17 protein-coding genes and 1 tRNA gene are annotated in these 21,301 nt (G+C 45.1%); 9 read left to right on the plus strand and 9 right to left on the minus strand.

The genetic code is table 11. From position 1 onward, the window contains the following. Positions 1-197 precede the first annotated feature (197 nt). Together ahpC and ahpF are read left to right on the plus strand one after the other, a co-directional pair. Positions 198-764, plus strand: coding sequence for an alkyl hydroperoxide reductase subunit C (ahpC, locus tag DWW52_RS07585; RefSeq protein ID WP_118714852.1), 567 nt, complete (start codon positions 198-200; stop codon positions 762-764). Positions 765-871: 107 nt separating this feature from the next. Beyond that, on the plus strand, positions 872-2,422 hold the full coding sequence (ahpF, locus tag DWW52_RS07590) for an alkyl hydroperoxide reductase subunit F (RefSeq protein WP_118714853.1): 1,551 nt from the start codon (positions 872-874) through the stop codon (positions 2,420-2,422). Between the two features lie 65 nt (positions 2,423-2,487). Here ahpF and DWW52_RS07595 read toward each other — a convergent pair whose 3' ends face one another. Further along, the gene (locus tag DWW52_RS07595) at positions 2,488-3,603 is read right to left on the minus strand and encodes an AI-2E family transporter (protein ID WP_118714854.1); all 1,116 of its coding nucleotides are present in this window, start codon (positions 3,601-3,603) and stop codon (positions 2,488-2,490) included. Positions 3,604-3,826: 223 nt separating this feature from the next. Between DWW52_RS07595 and DWW52_RS07600 the strand changes: the two genes are divergently transcribed. The 3 genes from DWW52_RS07600 to DWW52_RS07610 all read left to right on the plus strand — a co-directional run bounded on the left by DWW52_RS07600 (position 3,827) and on the right by DWW52_RS07610 (position 6,856). Further along, positions 3,827-4,036 (plus strand): DUF4492 domain-containing protein, encoded by a 210-nt coding sequence (locus DWW52_RS07600; RefSeq protein WP_118714855.1) that lies wholly within the window; start codon positions 3,827-3,829, stop codon positions 4,034-4,036. A gap of 4 nt (positions 4,037-4,040) precedes the next feature. Continuing rightward, the gene (locus tag DWW52_RS07605; RefSeq protein ID WP_118714856.1) at positions 4,041-5,603 is read left to right on the plus strand and encodes a cytochrome ubiquinol oxidase subunit I; all 1,563 of its coding nucleotides are present in this window, start codon (positions 4,041-4,043) and stop codon (positions 5,601-5,603) included. 140 nt (positions 5,604-5,743) lie between these two features. Continuing rightward, complete coding sequence (locus DWW52_RS07610) at positions 5,744-6,856, plus strand: cytochrome d ubiquinol oxidase subunit II (RefSeq protein WP_118714857.1); 1,113 nt, start codon at positions 5,744-5,746, stop codon at positions 6,854-6,856. 213 nt (positions 6,857-7,069) lie between these two features. Here DWW52_RS07610 and DWW52_RS07615 read toward each other — a convergent pair whose 3' ends face one another. The 3 genes from DWW52_RS07615 to trxA are packed head-to-tail and all read right to left on the minus strand — an operon-like array spanning position 7,070 to position 10,571. Beyond that, the gene (locus DWW52_RS07615; protein WP_118714858.1) at positions 7,070-8,485 is read right to left on the minus strand and encodes an amidophosphoribosyltransferase; all 1,416 of its coding nucleotides are present in this window, start codon (positions 8,483-8,485) and stop codon (positions 7,070-7,072) included. Between the two features lie 19 nt (positions 8,486-8,504). After that, positions 8,505-10,157, minus strand: a complete 1,653-nt coding sequence (locus tag DWW52_RS07620; protein ID WP_118714859.1) for a SulP family inorganic anion transporter — start codon at positions 10,155-10,157, stop codon at positions 8,505-8,507. Positions 10,158-10,217: 60 nt separating this feature from the next. After that, the gene (gene trxA / locus DWW52_RS07625) at positions 10,218-10,571 is read right to left on the minus strand and encodes a thioredoxin (RefSeq protein ID WP_118714860.1); all 354 of its coding nucleotides are present in this window, start codon (positions 10,569-10,571) and stop codon (positions 10,218-10,220) included. 375 nt (positions 10,572-10,946) lie between these two features. On the opposite strand from trxA, the gene DWW52_RS07630 reads away from it, so the two are divergent. Next, positions 10,947-11,315 (plus strand): YccF domain-containing protein, encoded by a 369-nt coding sequence (locus tag DWW52_RS07630; protein WP_118714861.1) that lies wholly within the window; start codon positions 10,947-10,949, stop codon positions 11,313-11,315. A gap of 157 nt (positions 11,316-11,472) precedes the next feature. On the opposite strand, the gene DWW52_RS07635 is transcribed toward DWW52_RS07630, so the two are convergent. From DWW52_RS07635 to DWW52_RS07645, 3 genes are all read right to left on the minus strand, one after another. Further along, positions 11,473-11,976 (minus strand): TlpA disulfide reductase family protein, encoded by a 504-nt coding sequence (locus tag DWW52_RS07635; protein ID WP_118714862.1) that lies wholly within the window; start codon positions 11,974-11,976, stop codon positions 11,473-11,475. Between the two features lie 101 nt (positions 11,977-12,077). Further along, positions 12,078-14,192: a type IA DNA topoisomerase gene (locus tag DWW52_RS07640; RefSeq protein WP_118714863.1), complete on the minus strand. Its 2,115-nt coding sequence runs from the start codon at positions 14,190-14,192 to the stop codon at positions 12,078-12,080. Positions 14,193-14,371: 179 nt separating this feature from the next. Further along, complete coding sequence (locus DWW52_RS07645) at positions 14,372-15,505, minus strand: OprO/OprP family phosphate-selective porin (RefSeq protein WP_118714864.1); 1,134 nt, start codon at positions 15,503-15,505, stop codon at positions 14,372-14,374. Between the two features lie 348 nt (positions 15,506-15,853). Between DWW52_RS07645 and DWW52_RS07650 the strand changes: the two genes are divergently transcribed. Together DWW52_RS07650 and DWW52_RS07655 are read left to right on the plus strand one after the other, a co-directional pair. After that, a complete protein-coding gene (locus DWW52_RS07650) occupies positions 15,854-16,489 on the plus strand; it encodes a lactate utilization protein (RefSeq protein ID WP_118714865.1) in 636 nt (211 codons plus the stop codon). A gap of 2 nt (positions 16,490-16,491) precedes the next feature. Continuing rightward, positions 16,492-16,902: a thioesterase family protein gene (locus tag DWW52_RS07655; protein ID WP_118714866.1), complete on the plus strand. Its 411-nt coding sequence runs from the start codon at positions 16,492-16,494 to the stop codon at positions 16,900-16,902. A gap of 54 nt (positions 16,903-16,956) precedes the next feature. Here DWW52_RS07655 and DWW52_RS07660 read toward each other — a convergent pair whose 3' ends face one another. After that, the gene (locus DWW52_RS07660) at positions 16,957-17,886 is read right to left on the minus strand and encodes a DUF4595 domain-containing protein (RefSeq protein ID WP_233556762.1); all 930 of its coding nucleotides are present in this window, start codon (positions 17,884-17,886) and stop codon (positions 16,957-16,959) included. Between the two features lie 289 nt (positions 17,887-18,175). Here DWW52_RS07660 and DWW52_RS07665 point away from each other — a divergent pair. Beyond that, positions 18,176-18,250: transfer RNA gene (locus tag DWW52_RS07665), tRNA-Val, on the plus strand. Positions 18,251-18,451: 201 nt separating this feature from the next. Here DWW52_RS07665 and DWW52_RS07670 read toward each other — a convergent pair. Next, positions 18,452-21,217 carry a helix-turn-helix domain-containing protein gene (locus DWW52_RS07670; protein ID WP_118714868.1) on the minus strand — a complete coding sequence of 922 codons (2,766 nt, stop codon included), beginning with the start codon at positions 21,215-21,217 and terminating at the stop codon, positions 18,452-18,454. Between the last annotated feature and the right edge of the window lie 84 nt (positions 21,218-21,301).

Genomic DNA, 21,301 nt, shown 5'->3' on the forward strand with positions numbered 1-21,301 from the left:
CCCTTTTCTCACCTGAAAGCTAAACATTTTCAACAAAAAACCGTCTTTTATCCCACATAACACGCTAATAATCAATCATCATTAATTCAACTTATCTTGCCATAGAATCTTTCAATCAAATTTCTTGTTTTAATAAAAATAAATGATATATTTTTGTATCGGAAAACAAAATAAGAATCATTATAAATAAAAAAACAATGGAACCAATTATCAATTCACAACTTCCTGAGTTCAAAGTTCAGGCATTTCATAACGGAGAGTTCAAAACTGTAAGTAGCGACGATGTAAAAGGCAAGTGGGCGATTTTCTTCTTTTATCCCGCGGACTTTACATTCGTATGCCCGACTGAACTAGTTGACGTTGCCGAGAAATACGAGCAATTCAAAGCCATGGGCGTTGAAGTATATTCCGTGAGCACGGATTCACACTTCGTACACAAAGCATGGCACGATGCCTCAGAAAGCATCCGTAAAATCAATTACCCGATGTTGGCAGACCCGACCGGAGTATTAAGCCGCGCATTCGGGGTGATGATCGAGGAGGACGGAATGGCTTATCGCGGAACATTCGTGGTAAACCCGGAAGGAAAGATCAAGATCGCCGAAATCCATGACAACAACATCGGACGTAACGCAGACGAATTACTCCGGAAAGTGGAAGCCGCTCAATTCGTGGCAGAACACCCGAGTGAAGTTTGCCCGGCAAAATGGAAAAAAGGTGCAAGCACCCTGAAACCGAGCATTGACTTAGTAGGAAAGATTTAATTAGTTTAAAGTTTAGAGTTTAGAATTTAAAGTGGAAAATATTCTAAACTCTAAATTTTATAGCTTCAACTCCAAATTTCACACCTTAAATTCTAAACTTCATTTATATGCTAGATACCTCTTTAAAAGATCAACTGAAAAATATTTTCGCCGGACTAGAGGCCCAATACACGCTTGATGCGATCGTATCGCCTCAACATGAGAATCGTCAAGAATTAACAGAAATGCTCGCCGATGTGGCCGAATGTTCCGATAAGATATCTTATCAGATGAGAGAGGGGAAGAATTTAGAGTTTTCTTTATTAAAAGACGGGGAACCGACAGGCATCAGATTCCGGGGAGTACCTAACGGTCACGAATTCACCTCTCTCTTGCTTGCCATCCTAAATTCCGACGGGAAAGGAAAGAATTTCCCGGACGCAAGTATCTGCAACCGGGTAAAAGCATTGAAAGGCCCGATCAACCTGACGACTTACGTTTCCCTGACGTGTACCAACTGTCCCGATGTAGTGCAGGCATTAAACGCCATGACGACATTAAACCCGCGAATCCATCACGAAATGGTTGACGGGGCTATATATCAGGATGAAGTTGAAGCACTCAAGATTCAGGGAGTACCCGCCGTGTTTGCAGACGGTAAACTCCTGCATGTCGGCCGGGGAGAATTCGGGGAATTATTAAACAAACTCGAAGCTCAATACGGCATTGAAGAAAATAATCTGGACAAGGAAGAAAAAAGCTATGACGTCCTCGTGCTGGGAGGAGGCCCTGCCGGATCGGCGGCAGCCATCTATTCGGCCCGTAAAGGTCTGAACGTGGCCATCATTGCCGAACGCATCGGGGGACAGGTAAAAGAGACTGTGGGAATCGAGAACCTGATTTCCGTACCGGAAACCACGGGTAGCCAACTTGCTGACAATTTAAGAACACACATCCAACGATACCCGATTGATTTATTGGAACATCGTCGGATCGAGAAAGTCGAACTGATCGACAACAAAAAAATCCTTTCCACGGCCAACGGGGAGAAATTCTCTGCCCCCGCGGTAATCGTGGCTACCGGAGCCAGTTGGAGGAAACTGAACGTTCCGGGAGAAAGCGAATATATTGGTAGAGGCGTTGCATTTTGCCCGCATTGTGACGGGCCATTCTACAAGGGCAAACATGTTGCCGTTGTCGGAGGGGGCAATTCAGGAATAGAAGCTGCTATTGATTTAGCGGGTATATGTTCAAAAGTTACCGTACTGGAATTTTTAGATAATTTGAAAGCCGACCAAGTGTTGCAGGAAAAACTCAGAAGTCTACCCAACGTGGAAGTTTTCGTCAGTTCGCAAACACTGGAGGTTATCGGTAACGGTGACAAGGTAACAGGAATTCTGGTAAAGAACCGGGTAACCGAGGAAACCCGTACCATCGAACTGGACGGTATTTTCGTACAAATCGGATTAATGCCCAACAGTGGTATTTTCCACGGGCTAATCGACACCAACCGTCCCGGTGAAATTGTCATCGACGCGCATTGCCGGACCAATGTTCCCGGTATCTATGCCGCTGGAGACGTTTCAACCGTTCCCTACAAACAAATCATCATTGCCATGGGAGAAGGTGCAAAAGCAGCTCTTTCAGCCTTTGAAGACCGCATGCGGGGAACGATTTGAAAAGCTAAAAGTTAAAAACTAAAAGCTAAAAGTTGGAACGGAAAGCAACTTTTAGCTTTTAGTTTTTAACTTTCACTCACATCCAGCCCTTTAGTCAACGATTTGACTAACTTGTACTTATTGAAAAACTCTCTCAATATCACCCGCAGAACCGTGTAACTCGGTATAGCCAAAATCATTCCCGGTATACCCGCCAAATTTCCGGCTATCAAGATCACCAAAAAGATTTCCATGGGATGAGCATGAACGCTATTCCCGTAAATCAACGGCTGTAACACCACGTTATCAATCAACTGGGTTATAATGAAGACGATACTCATATAGATCAACAAGGGAAACACGATCGTGTAAAAATCGACATCCACATTCGTCGCGATCCCTACCGACAACCCGAAAGCCGCCCCGATCAAAGGCCCGATATAAGGAATTACATTCGTGATTCCCGTGATCAAACCGATCAACACGGCATTATTAAACGGAAGTCCCACGATCGTCAGTCCCAAAATATTCAACCCCATCACGATCAGCACCTCGAAAGTTATCCCGATAAAATACCGCACCAGCAACTTTTGAATGGAATCCAACGCGTTACCGACCCCTTCCCCGTAGCGAGTCGGCACCACCGTCAGCAACATCCGGTAAAACAACTTGCTATCTTTCAAGAAGAAAAAAGCCATAAAGGTGACAGAAAACAAAGCTATAAAAATACTACTAATCGTTCCCGCCAAAGAACCGAATATATTTTGAATCTGCGTGACATCCACAACCGACTTCAAGTTCTTCACGATATACTCCTTGATATCCTGATGCGCCTCAAGAATCCCGAAACGCTTCAATCCTTGTTCCAAATCCGCCAAAGGATCTTCGAGCTTGTTCACGATATTTGTGATACTGATATCACTCAACGATTGAAATTCCTGACTAACCAAAGGGATCACCGAATAAAAGAAAAGCACGAACACCACCCAGATACAAATCAACGCGATTGCAGCCCGCAAACCTCCCGGTATATGATACCCTTTTATCTCCAATTTCTCCATGAGATTCATCACCGGACGTCCCAAAAAAGAGATGATCACGGCAACCAAAATATAAGCAATAATCGAAGAAAAATACCATCCCAAAAAGCCGACAACGGCCAACACTAAACCTCCCAAACAATATTTTCCAATGTTATTCATAAATTCTATTTTATACAACCGGTTAAAAACCTACATCCCGTTTACGACGAGAAGGCCTTGACGTTACACGTTATATGAAACTTTTTTCCCCTACCAAAATTAGACAAATAAATTTACTTTATATGCACATCAGTATTATTTATGGGAAAAAAACACCTACATTGAAAAAACATTTTTACCTTTGATTACGTTCTTAAGGAATAGACATTAAAAACTGCCGTGTATGTTAAAAAAAGTTTGGGATCTCTATTATGACGGATTTAAGAATATGCCCCGCTGGGGACGTACTCTTTGGCTTATCATCATCATTAAGCTAAGTATCATGTTTCTGGTATTCAAATTCTGGCTGATGCCGAATTTTCTCAACTCCAACTACGACAGCGCGCAAGAAAAAAGCGATCACGTTTTCAAAGAATTAACAACAAAACCTTAATGTTATGCTTCTTGATCTGACAACAACCTCCCTCGTGGAGTGGTCTCGATGGCAATTCGCCATGACAGCAATTTATCATTACATGTTTGTACCGTTAACACTCGGTTTGGCCCTGATGCTCGCCATCATGGAAACCATGTGGGTGAAAACGGGCGATCAGAGTTGGCTGAACGCCACGAAGTTCTGGATGAAATTATTCGGCATTAACTTCGCTATCGGCGTGGCTACCGGGTTGATCCTGGAATTTCAATTCGGGACGAACTGGTCGAACTATTCCTGGTTCGTCGGGGACATTTTCGGCGCCCCGCTTGCTATCGAAGGTATCATCGCCTTCTTCCTCGAATCGACATTCGTGGCAGTCATGTTCTTCGGTTGGAACAAAGTCGGTAAACGCTTCCACCTCGTATCCACCTGGATGGTATTCGTCGGGGCAAACATTTCCGCTCTCTGGATTCTGGTAGCTAACGCCTGGATGCAAAACCCCGTGGGCATGGAATTCAACCCGCTGACTGCAAGAAATGAAATGGACAACTTCTGGGCGATCCTCTTCTCCCCCACGGCAATCAGTAAATTCACGCATACCGTGACTTCCGCTTACACGCTCTCCGCTTGTTTCGTCGTAGGAGTCAGCTCTTGGTTCATCCTGAAAAAAAGGAATCTCGAATTCGCCCGCAAAAGCATCATGCTAGCCTCAGTCTTCGGGTTGATCAGTATCATACTCACCATCTACACGGGAGACAGCAGCGCACAAGATGTCACCAAGACCCAACCGATGAAATTCGCGGCCATGGAAGGCTTGAACGAAGGCGGTCACGGGGCGTCGTTCACCGTGATCGGGCTACCCGTGAGCGACCCGTCGCTACCGACCGACAAGATGAAAAAAATGGAATACGCCATTCATATACCCAAAATGCTTTCTTTCCTCGGATATCATGATTTCAACGCTTATATCCCAGGCATTCAAAACATTCTGGACGGCTACACGTCACAAGCCGGCGTAACCTACCCCTCGCTGGAACAACGCATGGCCAACGGGCGCACGGCAATCGAGGCATTGAAAACATACAAACAAGCCGTGAAAGACGGGGATCAAACCGTTGCCGATAGCACGTTGCAAGTATTCAAGACAAACTATTCCGATTTTGGATACGGGTATTTATCCTCCCCGTATGACGCGATTCCTCATGTCCCGCTGGTATTCTATAGTTTCCGGATCATGGTCGGGTTAGGCATGCTATTCGTACTCTTGTTCATCCTCTCCCTGTGGTACGCGAAGAAAAGGAAATTCGAGAAATTTAAACTGATCCCTTACCTGGCCTTGGTTTGTGTCCCTCTCGCTTACGTGGCTTCCCAATGCGGCTGGATCGTGGCCGAAGTTGGCCGCCAACCTTGGGTGGTACAAGACCTGATGCCCACGAATGTCGCCGTCACGAAGATTGCTTCCAACTGGGTTATCACCACGTTCTGGATGTTCGCCGTGCTTTTCACCATCCTGTTGATCGCCGAGCTGAAAATCATGTTCACCCAGATCAAGAAAGGACCGGAACAATTGAAAATGGAGAATTAAAGGATTCTGTGATTGCCGATTCAATGATTAAGTGATTATTAAAAAAGCGAGAGAACAGTGCGACCGGAATCACTTAATCGGAAATCATCGCATCACAAATCAATAGTATCTAAAATCATAAATTTAAAATTAAAAGGGTTATGGAATTTCTTCAACATTACTGGTGGATATTAATATCACTACTTGGCGGATTACTGGTATTCCTGTTATTCGTGCAAGGAGGACAAACACTACTATATACCATTGCCAAAACCGAGGATGAGCGCAATTTACTCGTCAACAGCTTGGGACGTAAATGGGAATTTACATTTACCACATTGGTGGTTTTCGGGGGAGCATTCTTTGCCAGTTTCCCGCTATTCTATTCAACCAGCTTCGGGGGAGCCTATCTCGCCTGGATGGTAGTCTTGTTTTGCTTCGTGATGCAGGCCGTTTCCTACGAGTATCGCCGGAAAGCAGGAAACCTGCTCGGGGAAAAGACCTATAACGTATTTTTAATCATCAACGGGGTGGTCGGGACCATTTGCATCGGGGCCGTGGTCGGATCATTCTTCACGGGTAACCCCTTCAAACTGGGAGAAATGAACGATGTCACGTGGATGAGTCCATGGAGAGGAATCGAAGTGCTGTTCAACATCGCCAACCTCTGCCTCGGTTTTGCCATTTTCTTCCTGGCACGTACCCTTGCCTCTCTCTATTTCATGAATAATATCAAACACGATGTTATTTACGAACGAAGCCAAAAGCAAGTATTGTACAACGCTGTCCCGTTCGTGGTTCTTTTACTTGTATTCCTGACAATTATCCTGCTGAGCAACGGTTACGCCATCATGGAAGACGGCAGCATCCAACTGGTCAAATACAAATATTTCTACAACCTGCTGGAAATGCCCATCAACACGATCATCTTGTTAATCGGGGTCGTTGGCGTCCTGTTCGGGATCATCAAATCCATCATCAAACCGCATTGGAGAAAAGGAATCTGGTTTTCCGGTACGGGTATCGTCCTTGCAGTCATTGCCCTATTCATCGTCGCGGGTTTCAACAACACGGCATTCTACCCCTCGTATACCGATCTCGATTCTTCACTCACGATCTATAACGCATCGTCTTCCCTCTACACGTTAAAAACAATGGCTTATGTATCGTTAGTATCCCCCATCGTGTTTGCTTACATGTTCTACGCCTGGCGGGCTCTAAACAAAAAACAGATAGACATACAGGACGTGAAAGATGATCACCACGCTTACTAAAGGTTGCCTGCGGCAAGTTACAAGTTTACAGGTTACAAGTTCATAAAACAACATAAGCAAACCTGTAACCCGCAAACCACTAAATCAACAACTCTCTCCGTAAAAAACACCTAAATAAGAAAGTTTCATGTGTACATGAAACTTTCTTATTTTTACAAACCTGTAACCTGCAACTTGTAAACCTGTAACTAAAAAAGGCTGTTCAAGCCTTTTTTACATATAGGACGAATTATCCCAACAATGCGTACAAAGATCTTCTTTCGGTAACCCGATCGCTTTCACGATATCTTCCAGACGTTGGAATTTCAATGAATCAAGCTGTAAGTGTTGGGCCATTACCTCCAACATCTTCTTATACTTCTCCGAGTCGGGATCGGTATAAGGTTTCAAAATCTCTTCCGTCAAATCGGACGTACCTTCCAAATCCCGGATCACTCGACGAGTAAAAAGGTCAAAATTAGAACGAGAAGAAGAGAAATTCAAAAACACGCAAGGATACACCAACGGGGGACAAGCGATACGCATGTGAACCTCCTTCACGCCACACTCTCTCAACTTCACCACGTTATCCTTCAACTGAGTTCCCCGAACGATAGAATCGTCCAGGAATAATATCTTCGCATCCCTCGTGAACGCCTCGTTAGGCAACAATTTCATCTTGGCGACCAAATCACGCATAGACTGATTTTGCGGCATGAAACTACGCGGCCACGTGGGCGTGTATTTCACGAAAGGCCGTTTATACGGGATATGGCGGGCATTAGAATAACCGATAGCATGTCCCACGCCCGAATCGGGAATCCCCGCGGCGTAATCCACCTCCACGTCATCCTGCGCGGCAATGGCCGCCCCACAACGATAACGGGCATCCTCCACGTTTATCCCCTCGTAATAAGAGGACGGATAACCGTAATACACCCACAAGAAAGAACATATCTGCTTTTTACATCCCGGTTCCGTGATCCGCGTGATCCCGTCACGCGTGATATGAAGAGCCTCCCGCGGCCCCAGATCACGCACGATAGAATACCCCAGATTCGTGAAAGACGAACTTTCACTGGCGACCACGTACCCGAATTCATTTTTCCCCAACACGATTGGCGTTCTGCCATATTTATCACGGGCGGCATAAATCCCGGTCTCCGTCAGTACCAGAAAAGAACACGAGCCCTTGACAGTATTATACACGTTTTCGATCCCCTCTCTAAAAGTATTACCGGAATTTATCAACATGGCAACCGCTTCCGTCGGGTTCACGGTAGAACTGGACAACTCGGCAAAATGTTTCCGCTCTTCCAAGAAACGTTCCACGATCTCGTCCAGATTATCCAAGCGTCCCACGACCACAACCGAAAACCGTCCCAGATGCGAGGTCACCGTGATCGGCTGCGATTCCATATCGCTGATAATTCCGATTCCTAAAGTAGACCCCGAAAACTTATCCAATTCCGGCTCGAACTTATTCCGGAAATAAGCACTCTCCAAACTATGGATCGAACGATTAAAATCCACCCCGTTATAAAAAGCCATTCCCGCACGCTTCGTTCCTAAATGAGAATGGTAGTCCGTCCCGTAAAACACATCCGCAACACAATCTCGACGAGATACACAGCCAAAAAATCCGCTCATACTTTCAAAATCTTTTTAGTTACTTCTTTTCAATCATCTCCTTCGCGGCCTGCAAAGCCATATCGAATTTCGGGTAGATATTCTCAACCCCGACAAGGTCTCCGATCCCACCTTTCAACAAATCTTTCTTCACCGCCTCGTTCACTCCCGACAACACGATTCGAGTATTCTCATTGGTCAACTGAAGCACCGTCTCTTTCAGATTTTTCAAAGCGGTAGAATCCACGAATGGTACATGCCGCATGCGGATGATCAACACGTCATAATTCACGCCCAAGTTACGAATTGTTTCGCAATATGTCTTTGCCGACCCGAAGAAAAATGGCCCGCTAATCTCGTATATCCCCAATCCTTTCGGCAAATCCTTGTAGTTTTCAATAATATCCTGATCCAGATTCGTTTTACCGATAATCTCTTTCGGGGCGTTATCCGCCATACGCTTCATGAACAACAAAGCCGCCAAAACCACCCCGATCTCGATAGCCACCGTCAAATCGACCAGCACCGTCAAGAAGAACGTCACGAGCAGGATCACGATATCAAACACCGAAGCCCGCAGAATAGAACGGAAAGAACGCCATTCACTCATATTATAGGAAACCACAATCAAAATCCCGGCCAGACAAGACATCGGGATCAACGAAGCCCATTTCCCGAAAAACAACATGATCAACAGCAACACCACGGCATGCGTTATTCCCGCTATCGGGGTACGTCCCCCGTTCTTCACGTTGGTTGCCGTACGGGCAATCGCTCCCGTGGCCGGGATACCCCCGAACAAAGGAGAGGCTATATTAGCGATACCCTGCGCTATAAGCTCCGTGTTCGAACGATGATGCCCGCTGATCATACCGTCAGCCACCACCGCCGACAGCAACGACTCGATAGAGCCCAATATAGCAATCGTCAAGGCCGGTTGCAAATAATAAGACAAATTTCCCCAATCCATCGTCGGGATAACAGGTGTAAAATTACACTGGATTTCTCCGAACAACGATCCGATAGTAGTTACCGAATTCTCCGGCAGAAGCATCACGAGAGGAGTGATAACCAGTATCGCCACGAAAGAACCCGGAACCCGAGTCGTGATTTTCGGCATATACACCGTGATCAGTATCGTCACGATCGTGATCCCCACGGCATACCAGTTCACCGTGTTAATATGGCTGAAATAAGCCCCCCATTTCCCGATAAAACTACTCGGAACCTCCGCGATCGTCAATCCCAACGCGTTGGATATCTGCGTCGAGAAAATTACCAGTGCGATTCCCGAAGTAAACCCGACAATCAACGGATGCGGGATAAACTTCAATAACGTACCCAACCGCAACAAACCAAACCCGATCATAATCACCCCGGCCAGAATCGTGGCTATAATCATACCGTCGATCCCGTACTCGTGAATAATCCCGTACACGATAACAATGAAAGCACCCGTGGGTCCACCAATCTGCACGCGGCTACCACCCAAGAATGAAATCAAAAAACCGGCCACGATAGCCGTAATAATACCTTTCTCCGGAGAAACCCCCGAAGCCACAGCAAAGGCAATTGCCAGCGGAATCGCGACAATTCCCACAACGATCCCGGCAAGAATATCCTTTGACAAATTCTTCTTCACGGAACCATCCTTAATTAACCCGAACAGTTTCGGACTGAACACCTTTTCCATAATATTACCCTGTTAAAAAACAAGGCGCAAAGGTAGTTCTTTATTTCAAATTTAACCAATCTAAATATTAAAAACCTGATTAAAGAATTGTTTCAACTCCCCCTTGGATACCGCCCCGCATCCAACCTGCGGCTGTCCCTCCACGGGAACAAACAACAAGGTTGGGATACTTCGTACGTTGAAAGCCTTCACCAAATCCTTCTCCATATCGCTATCCACCTTGTAAATATCAACTTTCCCCTCGTACTCCCGTTGCAACTCCTCAAGAATCGGGGCTATGGTCTTACATGGGACACACCAGTGCGTGTAGAAATCTATCAATACCGGACGCTCCCCCTCGAATCTATACATCCTGTTATTCTGGTAGTCAAACACTTTCTGTTTAAAACTATCCTTGGTCAAATGCTCGATCATATAAAAAATAGTTACAGGTTACAAGTTGACAGGTTACAAGTTAGCTGCCCTCTCCACAAACTTACTTGTGTGCAACTTGTAACCTGCAACATATAAACATACGAAGATTTCCCAAATGAGTTACATTTCATATTATTTCCCCGCAAACGCATCAAACACTTTTATCCCAGTTCATAAAGTTGAACTTCCGGTTTCAGATCACGAGTCCTTCGGATAAGCTTTATCGGCAACTTGGCTGCCGTGGACGAAGCGCCCGCTAAGGTCCATTGACTTTATAGACTTTATAAACCTTTGACTAAAATCGCACCCGGAGAGCCATTATTGCATTTTTTATCGTACCTTTGAAAGAATCCATTCACTTAATACATGAAGTACATGAAAATTTTAGGAAATATCATCTGGGTCGTATTTGGTGGGCTCTTCGTGGCAATCGAATATTTCGTATCTAGTGTCGGATTATTCGTCACGATCATCGGAATCCCGTTCGGGTTACAAACTTTCAAGTTAGGAATTCTCGCCCTGTGGCCCTTCGGTAGTAAAGTAGTCGATATTCCCCAAAGCAATGGTTGCCTGTCCTTCCTGATGAACATCATCTGGTTCTTCATCGGGGGAATCTGGATATTCCTGTCACACATCGGGTTCGGGATACTATTCTGCATCACGATCATCGGGATCCCCTTCGGGCTACAACATTTCAAACTCGCCCGACTGGCCCTTACCCCATTCGGTCACGACATAGAATAAGAAAAGCAGGCCCCATCCCTAAGGCCCGCTCATCTAAAAGCTTGAAACAAAATCCAAAGCTCAAACTAAAAATTCAGTAACTTACATGATCTCGTGTTTTATCACGCCATCAAAATTTCTAAAATGCCAGAATCGTCAATCTAGAATTCATAGATTCTCAGATTCCTTTCAATGCGTTTAGTGTTTTTTCTGTTTCCGGATTAGACGGACGTGTCATATTCGGGTTCACGATCTTCCCTTTCTTATCCAACAGGATAAAACGAGGAATACCCCTGATCCCGTAAGCGGTCATGAATTCACGATCACCACCGTTATGCAATTGAACTCCACCTAATTCCTTTTCTTTCACCATTTTTTCCCAAGCGGCCTTGTCCTTGTCGCAAGAGATACTCACGAACACGATCTTTTTCCCGTGCATCTTTTTCTCCAACTCTTTCAAGTGAGGCAATTCACCTTTACAAGGTCCGCACCAGGTAGCCCATACATCAATATAAACATATTTCCCTTTCAAATCGTTCAGGGACACCTCTTTACCGTTAATATCTACATACTTAAAAACAGGTGATTGATCTCCGGCCTTTAACTCCGTTTTCTCTTGTGCATTCACCGTGATGAATGACAACAAAACCAACATACAGGATAAATAATGTTTTAATCTCATAGTTTTTTTCTGATTTATTGTGTTATAGATAGACAAATTTAGCGATTAAAACGCAGATTATATCACGCCCAAAAGGATTTAAGATAGATTTAATACACTCCCTACTTTTTATCGACAATCACCCGGAAACCGTCATCCAAGCGCAGAACACCGCTAAACGTGCTACCGTCCTCATTTTTAAAACCATTCAGCACCCCTGTCTTAGACTTCAGCACCAGAGCCTCCACTTGCTTTTGTGTTAATTTTTTCCCAAAAAATTCCATCGGGATAAGAAAGTCGCACGACTTCCGGTAAAGACTACATCCCCAGGCGGCCCGCCCCTTGACAACCTCCCCCTTCCCACACTTCGGACATTTCAACACGACTGGCTCCGCGGGCTTCTTCTCTCTCTTCGGGGCTTTCTCTTTCGGGGCTGCCTCTTTCTTCTCCTCTTCAACAACCTCCACGGTAATAGCTTTCCGGGGCGAACACTTCACCACATGCACCAGCTCGTTCACCATCACCTTCAACTCCTCCATGAAATCCGCCACCTCGTAGGTCCCGTCCTCGATCATCCGCAACTTCTTCTCCCATTGTCCGGTCAACTCCGCCGACTTCAACAAATCATTCTGAATCGTGTCTATCAGTTCGATTCCCGTGGACGTTGCCACGAGACGTTTCTTATCTTTCCGGATATACCCCCTCTTCAATAGCGTTTCGATAATCCCCGCCCGTGTCGACGGACGTCCGATCCCGTTCTCCTTCATCAAATCCCTCAACTCCTCATCCTCCACCTGCTTCCCGGCCGTCTCCATCGCTCTCAACAAATCGGCTTCCGTGTAATATTTGGGCGGCTGCGTCTCCTTTTCCTGCAACTCCGGGGCGTGCGGTCCCTTTTCTCCCGCCTCGTACACGGGCAACACGTTCTCATCACTCTGCTTGTTCGATGCCGCCGGGAACACGACCCGCCAAGCCGGATCTATAATCTGTTTCCCGGTTGCCTTAAACTCATGTATCCCCACCTGCGCCATCACCGTGGTATTAGCAATCTCGCAATCAGGATAGAACACGGCGATAAACCGACGGGCCACCAGGTCATACACCCGCTTCTCATCCGGCGTCATGTCATAACTGAACACCCCGGTAGGAATAATAGCATGGTGATCCGTGATTTTCTTGTCGTTAAACACCTTTGGCGACTTCCGAATTTTACTCCCGTTTATCACCGGATCAACCAACGTGGCGTAAGGCTTAAGCCCCTTCAAAATTCCCGGAACCTTGGGATATATATCATTCGGGAGAAAATTCGTATCCACGCGGGGATAAGTCGTCAACTTCTTCTCGTAAAGCGACTGGATAATCTTTAGTGTCGTGTCGGCCGAAAAAGCGAACTTCCGGTTACACTCCACCTGCAACAAGGTCAAATCGAACAATTTCGGCGGATGTTCCATGGCTTTCTTACGCTCGGAACTCTTGATCTCCAACTCCAACGGCACGATCTCCTGCATGAAAGCTTCGGCCTCCTCCTTCACCGTGAAACGCCCCTTCGTGTACGAGAACCAGCCTCCCCGGTAATCCGTCCGCACTTCCCAATAAGTCTCCGGTTTAAACTGCTCGATCGCCTTCTGCCGGTCGACGATCAACGCCAATGTCGGCGTTTGTACCCGCCCGATCGACAACACGTTTTTCCCGTTCCCGTAGCGCAAGGTGTAAGCCCGCGTAGCATTCATCCCCAACAACCAATCCCCGATCGCCCTTGCCGAACCGGCTGCATATAACGTGTCAAAATCTTTCGACGACATCAACTTGTCGAATCCCTCCCGGATAGCCTCCTCTGTCAATGACGAAATCCAAAGTCGCATCACCGGAGCCTTACACTTCGCCTTCGTGAGAACCCAACGCTGGATAAGCTCCCCCTCCTGCCCGGCATCACCGCAATTTATCACCATTTCCGCCCGGCTGAACAACTCTTCGATAATACCGAACTGACGCTTGATCCCCTCGTCATCAATCAACTTGATCCGAAAAGTGGACGGAATCATCGGCAACACGCTCAGATTCCAAGATTTCCACTTCTCCGTGTATTCATGCGGTTCTTGCAGCGAACAAAGATGCCCGAACGTCCAAGTCACACAATAGTCATTCCCCTCGAAATAACCATTCCGACGTACCTTGGCCCCCAAGACCTCCGCTATTTCCTTCGCCACGCTCGGCTTTTCTGCTATACAAACACGCATCTATTAATTTTAGATTTAATGATTTTAGATTTTAGATTCCAATCGCACAAGGCTTTCACTTTAAACTCTAAACTAAATTCAACTTTTAGCTTTTAACTTTTATCTTTTTTCCCCCGCGGGGAAATCAACTTTATAAACCTTATGAACTTTATAAACTTTACAAACTCTTTTTCAATCATTTAAAAACTCAACTGAACCCGTCCCTGAATCATGCTGAACGTCTGCTTTCCACCCTCATGCGCGTGCTTATCCAAACTCACCAGACTATAACTCATTTTGGCGGCAACATATTTATTGAAATAATATATACCCCCGATCGAGAAATCATTTTGCTTTCCCCCCATGATCCCGGCATCCTTATCGTTCATATTCGTGATATTATAACGACATAAAATCTCCAAGCTCTTCGCCCCCGGAGTCGATGCCATACCACTCATCCGGTTATAACCGTAACGCCCGTTCAACAAGGCATACCCCACTTGCGCGTACCACCCGTCTCCGTTATAATTCTCCACGGCAGCCTTCCGGTTCACGTGTGCCATCAGGTATTCACTTTGAAAATACCATTTATCAAGCACCATGACAACTTCAGCCCCGAATTTCCACTCGTTGATAGCCTCCGTCACCTCCGCTTTCAAAAACTTCTCCGGGATCAAATTCGAAGGAGCCCCCGCCGAATACGTGATCTTGTTCTCTTCCGCCTCGCCTTGTACTCCAAAACGGGAAGAAACACCGACATGAATCACGTTTTTCTCCCGCGAGTAAGGACGAAACAACACCCGCCCGGACAAGGCGTACCCCTCATCCCCTTTCTCCGTGTTATCTATATCTTTATCACTAAACACGCCACCCGACACGTTCAACACATCACAATCGTACGTGTAACTGATTCCCAGCTTGCGACGATCCCCGAAAGCGATCCCCGTAACGGCAGCCCCGTTGAACTTCATATCTGACGTCCCGATCCGGTATTCCAGGCTAAAAGGCTCAAAACAATGCCCGACCCGTAACAAACTCTTCCCGTCACTATATTCAATATAAATATCCTTCATCGACACCTTGCTCTTGGCAAATCCCATTTCAATCTTTCCCGTCCAACGTTCCAGAAAACGCACCACGGTTCCCAATCGCACATCATATACCTCCACTGCATTTCCCAACGACGTCTTGTCACTGAAAAACACTCCCCCGTCAAATAAAACCCGACCAATCAGACGGGCCTCGAAATCCCCCTTCTCCGACTTCAATGTCAACTGAGCCGAAACACTCGCGTAACATACCAACAGGATCAAAATCAAAAGCGTATGCTTCATATTCAATAATTTACAGGATTAATAAAAATTGTACCGGATTAGAATATCCCCGCAAAAATACAAAAAATTCAACAATTCACGATTCCCTGATCAAAACAAGCAACTTTTCCCACGCTACCACCCCAATCATTCCTGTCAAATCAACAAGAAAATAAATCGTTAACATGAAAATTTAAATGATATACTCGTTCGACAGAAGAGACATTTCAGACTTTTAGGACAACCCCTCCTCTATCTATCGGTCGAATAGACTTATTCACGCGAACTTCCCATCTTCCCGACTCATTATTTTTTCACTTTTTATCTTTACCTTTGTTGATCGAACGACAACTTCTAATTGACATATACATGGAAAAAGAAATCATCGAACAAACCATAAAATCCCTGGAAAGAAATCACTTCGAGGTTTATTTCGCGAATGATCGTCAAGAAGCAAAAAATATATTCTTCAACGAAATATTCGATAAAATCAAACCGACAACCATTTCGTGGGGTGACTCCGAAACGATGAAGGCCACGGGTATTCTTCCCGAGATCGAGCAACACCCGGAATGTATCCTGATCCGGACTTTTCAAGACGGTTACAGCCGGGCTCAAAAAACATACTGGCGCCGTCAAGCTCTGCACGCTGACCTGTTTGTTTCGGGAACCAACGCCCTCACCTGCAACGGTCAACTCGTGAACGTGGACATGGTGGGCAACCGGGTAGCCGGAATCACCTTCGGCCCCGAACACGTGGTACTATTTATCGGGACCAACAAGATCACGGATAACCTTGAAAAAGCCATGGAGCGCATACGAACTATCGCAGCACCCCTCAACGCCATCCGCCATCCACACCTGCATACACCTTGCCAAAAGACACAAACCTGCATGAATTGCCAAAGCACGGACAGGTTATGCAACACGTGGACAATTACCGAAAAATCATTCCCGCAAAAACGGATTAAAATTATCCTTATCAACGAACCTCTAGGATTATAATCATGAAAGAATTTGCATTTGAAATAGAAATGAAAGTACGAGACTACGAATGCGATCTGCAAGGCGTAGTCAACAATTCCAACTACCAGCATTACATGGAACACGCCCGTCATGAATTCCTGGAAACAACCGGAACCAGCTTCTCGGCGTTACACGACCAAGGCATAGATGTCATGGTTTCACGTATTGACATTTCTTACAAACACTCACTCCGGGGCAGCGATCGTTTCGTCGTGAAAGTAGCCTACCAACGAGAAGGAATCAAACTGGTGTTCTTTGAAGATATTTACAAAATCCCGGAACAGGTTCTATGCGCCCGGGGACGAATCGAAGCCATCTGCTTGCAAAACGGTAAACTTACCCGCGGAGAACTTTTCGAAACGATATTTATCAATAAGGTTGAGAAAAAATAAAAGGGAGGTGTTTCAGCCCCCCTTATAACATCTATAAACCAAATCTTTGGCTCTTTATTTTCTACTTCTGTGGCGCATAAAGAATGAACGGAGATTCAAATTTTTGGAGTCATTTCCCAATTGACAAGAACGTCCCACTGCCTCATCCTCGTCAACCGTGACATAAGAATAAGAATACGAATAACCATTTATTTTTTCAGTTCTAATCGTGCCATCCTGATTGAGAGAATACGTCATGTTTGAAGTACTCTCATCTTCGTCCACATTTCCTTCCGAATCTTTCTCGTAGTCAACCTCCGTGTATGAAACAGGGAAATAAGCCGATGCTTTTCCTAGCATACCCACTAACCCCAAAATCTGGAAGTCCTCCATATCAAGAACTCTTGTCTGAGTTATAGAGAATTGCCCTAACTCATTTTTCTGATCCCCGTACTCAATCGTGCAAGTGTAACCATCTTCCCATTTCTCTCCATCCTCAATCTCACTTCCTTCGGATTCAACCTTAACCAAGTTTCCATTTTTCCAAGTATAGGTAGTTTTATAGGTTCCTTTATAAGAATAACTACCGTCCTCATCCTTACCACTCTCACTGGAAGATATCGTGCAAGATGTCAGTTGCCCTCCCTTATAAGAGAAATGAACCTCGCCGCTTCCTTTAGAACTGCCATACTCATCCTTCTCGTTCCACGATGATTTAATGCTTTTAATATACCCCTCACCGGTAAACTTCACTTCAGCCTCTTCATCATCCGAAATCAGAAGCCCCTTGTCATAATCAATTTCACCAAGTACATAAGAACCGCTTTTAACTTGGACGCATCGACCGTTTTCATCGTACGTGAAAATATAACCATTGACGTTAGAAGGTAATTGCCCGGCATACGTTATCACCGGTCCCTGTGGCATTTTGTCATCGTCATCATCACTACAAGCTGCAAACAAGCACATTACCATGGCTAGTGTTGCCCATAACAAATTTTTCATCTTTCTATTTAAGAATTATAAAATAATCTGTTCGCGAAATTAATCAAGCCCATTAGAAAAAACAAACTCATGAATTCTTTTTTTTAATATTTTAATTCATATTTTTTGAATTATCACGAATCTTCCCTCTTCTGCCTTTTTACGCTGCATTCAAGATAATACAGTATCAGAATCCTACATAACTAATACTCGAAAAAATCATCTTTATCTATTTTTTTGAGAAAAATATCCCGAATCTTTTGCAGTATTCAAAAAATGCACTACATTTGCATCCGCAATCACGCAACAAGGGCGCTTAGCTCAGCTGGTTCAGAGCATCTGGTTTACACCCAGAGGGTCGGGGGTTCGAATCCCTCAGCGCCCACTAAGAGACTCATAATGAGTCTCTTATTTGTTTTTATAGGTACTTTTTAGTCCCTCCTGACCTCACCCAAGGTTACTTCAAGGATCAATTTTGACATTTACACACTTTTAAGAACACTATCCAAGGAGAAAAGCGTGCAGCCGAAGGATAGATATAAAAAGGAAAGTGGTGTTTGAATGGCTGCAACGCTTATTAAAAAAATTATAACTCGTACCCGCTATCACCTGGAAATAACGGTGCATTTGCCATCACCGCTAAATCCGCCTGCATCTTCTTTCTTCGTTTCAACAAACGAAGATCACCGGAAGTCACCACAAGCGTGGAATTACCCTGACGTTGCCACACCACACCATTCAGCATAACAACGGCGTGATACTCCGGCACGGAAACCGCGCAAACAATCGCGTTCCCGAAATACCGGAATTTAATGACAATTAACCCGTTCACGTCTCCCCCGAAATACGCGGCGATCTCCTTGCGCAAGAACAACTCGTATTTATCCGTGTTGCACCGCAAGTAATCCAGATCGTTTTTAATCCCGTCAGGAATACCAAAATCATTCACGCCTATATAGAGAACCCCACCCGCGCCATTAAGAAAACCGCAAATCGTTTTTAAAATCACACCGACCTGTTTATCCACGTCCGGCTGCCATTGAGCTTCAGCGGGGTAGACGATCGAGCATTTAAACTCTCGTGCCCCGTTCTCGCTACCAAATTTTATTTTTTCCTCTTCAACTTCCTTATTCTCAAAATCAATTGACAACAACTCTAGCAATTCCTGCCGGATAGATTCAACCGCACCGGGAGACGAGGCCACTAATTTCGCCGCGAGCACGAGTTTTGCCACTTTTGCCAAATATTTATCATGAGCCTCCACGTGAGAGTATAATTCCCGGAGGTCACATTCTTCCTTTTTATTAAACACGGCAAGCAGCTTGAAAACATCACCTCGCTGTTTAAGCACGGGGAATTTTAAAAAATCACTCTCTATTTCCGTGAAATTCGAAATCGTGCGCCCTTCGCCGTTTATAAAAACCTGCATCGCGGTCAAGTACCGGATACAACAATCGTAATATTCTTTTAGCTTATCATCACCCGACACGTGAGCCACCAGTTTCAAGAAACAAAGCAAGTTCAAATTCCTGACACTATTCTTTGAAACCATGAAAAGCTGCAACACACGTGTAAGCTCAACGATATAATTTCCCGTCAAAAAAGAATCATCATTCTCGATAACCTCCTTCTCTCCCACCGTATCGACATCCACGACTCCTTTACAGTAATTCACGTACTGCCGGACGAGCTTCGCGACCGCCTCGTGCCTGTCAAAAGTTACATTCGAGGGCATTTCTATCCGACCCGCGACATACCCGTTCAAGAAAAGTTTTTCAATTTCAAGCAAATAAAAACTTCCGACTTCCGGCGTAAATGAAACGTCAGGCTTCGTGAAGATCCTAAACCCCGACTCGCTCACCCAAGTCAACAAATCCTCGTTGACGTGTAACAGCAAAGCGTTACAGGGTTCCCCGGCATGATACCGGGCTATCATATATTTATCAATTTCCCCCGTGATAGAGAATTGCAAGCGTTCATCGGGCGATTCAATCACGGAAGCATACAGCAGGTCTCCGGGATAAAGAATACATTCCAATGTATCCAACCTTACCCCCGTCATGTTGCTAACGTGTAACGCCCCCTCCCCCTCGTAAAAATCATCAACGACACTAGCAAACGCCAAAATCGGCTTCGCTTGATAAATATTTTTAATTCTTATCTTCACGACCGTTCCGACAGGCGGACGTTCCTTGCGTATTTCTTTTTCGGGTTGTTTAATAGTATATCCAGCAAACACATCTTTCCACGAAACCAAAGTATCCAAAAAATCGCCATCCAACTTGATCTTTTTATCACTACTCACTCGTAATTCCAAACCGTTCACCTCAAGCAAAAAGACGGGTTTACGTGAAACGGAGTACGGGGATAAAGTTATAGCCTCCCCATCTATACTCAACTGCCCGACTTTCTCGAATCGTTTCACCCGTTCATCCTTCAACGCGACGGAAGTCTTCGACACGATCGCCCCGGCAAGGTCGGGAACCGAAAATTTCAACAAATCATCCCAAGAGAAAAGAGTGTTTTTCTGGTAGAAAAGAAGAGAATTAAAGGCGTTGTTCCTGATCAGTTCAGACGCGGAATGGCATACTTCATGAATATATCGAAAAAACATGGAACGAGTCAGCGCCAATTCGTCGGAAGATTCTCCCTCCAAAATTCTAGCACCAAGAACCCAAATCGCGCTTTCAAGACGTTCCGCGTGTTCCTCGCCCCGTTCCTCGTAAAATAATCCCTCCTCGTGTTCCTTCACCCAAGCCACCCGCTCGTGAAAATAATCCTTTACCTCACCAAGATTCTCGCTCGAAGAGTAATATAGCAACTGCACCAGATCACGCGAAGGCAAATCGTTCAAGTTCTTGCTAAACCGGAATATCGTGTTTATCGTTATGATCACTTGCTCTTTACGTAACAAATTACCCGACATTTTCCACCTCTCCACTTTCCACGAGATATAACCTACCTCATCACCACTGGAAAGTATTGAAACGGCATCCTTCATCGCGTTTATCTCGTCCCAGTAACGCTCTACACGACTTTTAATTATTTCTTTTTCCGTTTTATCAAAACCATTCAAGTAGCTTGATCCCTCGAATACCCATTCTAGCACACGTTCAAAAACTCCCCCGAGAAGTACAAAATCTTCCAGCACGATTCCCTGTTGCCTTAACTCGAAGCGAAAAACTTCTATCATTTCAAGTATCCATCGTGGATTTTGTTTTTTTAGCTGTTCTATGAAATTACTTTCTTTGACACTAGGCGAAACCATTATTATTCGACTAACGGCAGCTTTTTCCTCATCTGTCACCTGAATAGATTCCATAAACTCGTCAAAGACTTCTATCGCTTCCATAAATTCATTATTAAAAATACAAACCCCTCTCCAACCGTACTAATGTAGCCTATTTTGCCGACATAACAAACGATATGGTTTACA

Source organism: Odoribacter sp. AF15-53 (assembly GCF_003479425.1).
Taxonomy (GTDB): Bacteria; Bacteroidota; Bacteroidia; order Bacteroidales; family Marinifilaceae; genus Butyricimonas.

What these genes read in the sequence shown, in the direction of transcription:
- ahpC (WP_118714852.1), top strand. Translation starts at nt 198, where the DNA reads ATGGAACCAATTATCAATTCACAACTTCCTGAGTTCAAAGTTCAGGCA.
- ahpF (WP_118714853.1), top strand. Translation starts at nt 872, where the DNA reads ATGCTAGATACCTCTTTAAAAGATCAACTGAAAAATATTTTCGCCGGA.
- DWW52_RS07595 (WP_118714854.1), bottom strand. Translation starts at nt 3,603, where the DNA reads ATGAATAACATTGGAAAATATTGTTTGGGAGGTTTAGTGTTGGCCGTT.
- DWW52_RS07600 (WP_118714855.1), top strand. Translation starts at nt 3,827, where the DNA reads ATGTTAAAAAAAGTTTGGGATCTCTATTATGACGGATTTAAGAATATG.
- DWW52_RS07605 (WP_118714856.1), top strand. Translation starts at nt 4,041, where the DNA reads ATGCTTCTTGATCTGACAACAACCTCCCTCGTGGAGTGGTCTCGATGG.
- DWW52_RS07610 (WP_118714857.1), top strand. Translation starts at nt 5,744, where the DNA reads ATGGAATTTCTTCAACATTACTGGTGGATATTAATATCACTACTTGGC.
- DWW52_RS07615 (WP_118714858.1), bottom strand. Translation starts at nt 8,485, where the DNA reads ATGAGCGGATTTTTTGGCTGTGTATCTCGTCGAGATTGTGTTGCGGAT.
- DWW52_RS07620 (WP_118714859.1), bottom strand. Translation starts at nt 10,157, where the DNA reads ATGGAAAAGGTGTTCAGTCCGAAACTGTTCGGGTTAATTAAGGATGGT.
- trxA (WP_118714860.1), bottom strand. Translation starts at nt 10,571, where the DNA reads ATGATCGAGCATTTGACCAAGGATAGTTTTAAACAGAAAGTGTTTGAC.
- DWW52_RS07630 (WP_118714861.1), top strand. Translation starts at nt 10,947, where the DNA reads ATGAAAATTTTAGGAAATATCATCTGGGTCGTATTTGGTGGGCTCTTC.
- DWW52_RS07635 (WP_118714862.1), bottom strand. Translation starts at nt 11,976, where the DNA reads ATGAGATTAAAACATTATTTATCCTGTATGTTGGTTTTGTTGTCATTC.
- DWW52_RS07640 (WP_118714863.1), bottom strand. Translation starts at nt 14,192, where the DNA reads ATGCGTGTTTGTATAGCAGAAAAGCCGAGCGTGGCGAAGGAAATAGCG.
- DWW52_RS07645 (WP_118714864.1), bottom strand. Translation starts at nt 15,505, where the DNA reads ATGAAGCATACGCTTTTGATTTTGATCCTGTTGGTATGTTACGCGAGT.
- DWW52_RS07650 (WP_118714865.1), top strand. Translation starts at nt 15,854, where the DNA reads ATGGAAAAAGAAATCATCGAACAAACCATAAAATCCCTGGAAAGAAAT.
- DWW52_RS07655 (WP_118714866.1), top strand. Translation starts at nt 16,492, where the DNA reads ATGAAAGAATTTGCATTTGAAATAGAAATGAAAGTACGAGACTACGAA.
- DWW52_RS07660 (WP_233556762.1), bottom strand. Translation starts at nt 17,886, where the DNA reads ATGAAAAATTTGTTATGGGCAACACTAGCCATGGTAATGTGCTTGTTT.
- DWW52_RS07670 (WP_118714868.1), bottom strand. Translation starts at nt 21,217, where the DNA reads ATGGAAGCGATAGAAGTCTTTGACGAGTTTATGGAATCTATTCAGGTG.